Origin of the sequence: Protofrankia sp. CiT1 (assembly GCF_917627335.1) — a bacterium.
GTDB lineage: Bacteria > Actinomycetota > Actinomycetes > Frankiales > Frankiaceae > Protofrankia.
Map to the genome: position 1 here is coordinate 1 of NZ_CAKJTP010000293.1, position 2,547 is coordinate 2,547.

Sequence of the window (2,547 nt, forward strand, 5' to 3'; positions counted from 1 at the left end):
GCTCGGACACGGGCCAAGGGATGGGCTGCCGGCTTCTCGCGTCGGGCATCCCGCTCGTCGGGATGTGGCTGTCCCTGACCGCAGGCTGCGTGGTCAACAGCCCCGTTCACCCCCGTCGATGCCCCCGACGATCCGGTCGCCGTCCCGGGCAGCGTCACCGTCGCCACCAGCCGTTCCAGCTCCGCGGCCACCGTGTGGAGCCGCCGCGTCAACGCCGCCGCGCGCCGCGGTTCCACCCCGGGCAGCCGGTCGGCCACGGCCGCCAACGTCGCGCAGGCCGTCCGTCCCTGTACCTCCGCGGCCCCGATAGCCAGTTCCAGACGCAGCAGGGATATGTGGCCCGGCCCCACCGCATCCGCCGGTACCTCTGCGTCGTCCTGTTCACCGCCGCACAGGGCCGTCAGCTCTGTAGCCACCTGCGCCGGCCAGCTGACAACCGAGGGGAATGCCGTCGACTCTTCTGTCCCGGATCTGTCCATTCGTGGCCGTGGCAGTTGTGCTCTCACCACCGGCTCCCGATATCCGTGTTCCCCACGCATAATCCCTCCAGACACCATAAAGTATGATTATTAATCTGATGGACGCCCGGAACGGTAGAGAATATTCTCCATATTGCGGATGGCTACACGGCCGGCCCGGATGCCTACAGAGATTGTGCGCGGCGCGGCCAGTGATATGGCAACGGCTGTGTCTCATGAACCCAGCCGGCGGGGATTATCAGCCCCGGGTATAAGCCGGTGTCATAAGCGTGGATGATAGACACCGGGACAGCCCATCGAGTACCAGCGCCGCCCGTGACGGCCGGCTATACGGATGCCAGACAACCAGTGATACACAACCCCCTTTCCGCGGCCCATCGGATGGGATTACGCTCACCATCGCCGCATCATGGCATTGTTCGTGTCCGTCCCGTCAGGTCACATGCCCGGGGAGTCCTGCCTATGCCTGCCGAGCCCATGCCATTGCCGTTACCGGACCACGTCTGGGACGAGCCGTCCGTCCTGGCCGCGCTCGACGACCGCGACGTCGGCGCCTTGTTCGTGCTGGCGGGCCGATACGGGTGCAGCCAGACGCTCCTCGCGTCCCGCTGCGCGATGACACAGGGAGAGGTCAGCCGGATCTGTACCGGTAAACGCCGAGTGGCCGACCTGGAGGTCTTCGTCCGGGTCGCCGACGGCCTGGCCCTGCCGGACCGGGCACGCAACCGGCTCCTCGGCGCTGGCCGTTCCCACCAGCCCACGAGCCTCTCCCCGACACCGGCCCGCCCACGCGGCACCGGCGCGGACAGGAGCCCGACCCGCAACGACAGGCGGGCCTACCCTGAGCCCTGGGCGGCCTGTACGGAGGCGCCCCCGGCGGACAACACCCCAGAAAGGCAGATCCTCATGGCCGCTGACGACACCGTCCAGTTCCTCGTCAACGCCGAACGCGCCGCCCCCTCCCCGGAAATCATGGATCTTCTGCACGGTGAGGTTCGCCGGCTGGCCACCGCCTACCCCACCCAGGCAACAGAGCTCATTGACCCGCTCATCAGCGCCCAGCGCGTTGCCTTCCGCCTCCTCGATGGGCCGGGACTGCCCGGCCCATCCCGTGACCTCTACGTTCTCGCGGCGATCACCTCCGGGCTCCTGGCACGCGCCGGGGTCGATCTCAGTCAGTTCCAGGCAGCCCACCTCAACGCCCGCGCGGCATTGCTGTGCGCCGATCGCGCCGGCCATCCGGGCCTGCGTCTGTGGGTACGGATCGAACAGGCCCGCGCCGCCTACTGGTCCGGGTTCCCCCGCGAAGCCCTGCGCTACCTGTCCCTGGCCCAGCAGGACGCGGACACAGTCACCGGATCGATGCCGACGCAGCTTGCTGTGCAGGAAGCCCGAGCCCACGCGGCCCTCGGTGATATCGCCCAGACACGGGCCGCGATCGCCCGTGCCCATGATGCGCGAGACCGGGTCCGCGCAGACGACCTGGACGACATCGGTGGAGAACTCACCCATCCTCATGCGGTCCAGCTGTTCATCAGCGCCGACGCACTGTCCCAGCTTCCCGACCATGGTGCAGCCGAACGCGCCGCAGCCGAGGCTGTCCGAGCGTTCGAGGCCCCCGACGCCGCCGATGCCAGCTACGGAAGCAGAGCGGGAGCATACATCGATCTTGCTATGGCGCGTATCCGTCAGGGTGAGGTAGACGGCGGCCGGGAAGCGCTGGCGCCGGTCCTGAGGATCCCACCGGCACACCGCAACCACGGCATCCGTACCCTCATGCGTCGCGTGCATACACACCTGTCAGACCATGCGGGTTCCGCGGTAGCACGCGACACAGCGGCCGACATCGAGGCCTACTGTGCCGTCCCGACGTCAACCCGCCTGCCGGCATAACCGGATACACCGGGCCGCGGGCCCGGGAACAGGCAGCAACGATGCGCAGACAGCAACATAGATAACGGATGTACAGGCAGCGGGCTCTCGCTTCGGCGATGACCGCCCATTCCCGGGACCGACGTGGCACCGGCCGGCCCTGCTCATCACCGCCATCGGTCAGCTCGTCGGGTGG

At 68.0% G+C, this 2,547-nt stretch carries 2 protein-coding genes; one reads left to right on the plus strand and one right to left on the minus strand.

From position 1 onward, the window contains the following. A partial coding sequence (locus MJ785_RS21735; RefSeq protein WP_239382725.1) for a hypothetical protein occupies positions 1–416 on the minus strand: 416 nt, incomplete at its 3' end. 525 nt (positions 417–941) lie between these two features. Between MJ785_RS21735 and MJ785_RS21740 the strand changes: the two genes are divergently transcribed. Then, positions 942–2,372 carry a helix-turn-helix domain-containing protein gene (locus MJ785_RS21740; RefSeq protein WP_239382723.1) on the plus strand — a complete coding sequence of 477 codons (1,431 nt, stop codon included), beginning with the start codon at positions 942–944 and terminating at the stop codon, positions 2,370–2,372. Positions 2,373–2,547: the final 175 nt, after the last annotated feature.

Excerpts from the sequence above, each read along its gene's own strand:
- MJ785_RS21740 (WP_239382723.1), top strand. The coding sequence starts at position 942 with ATGCCTGCCGAGCCCATGCCATTGCCGTTACCGGACCACGTCTGGGAC.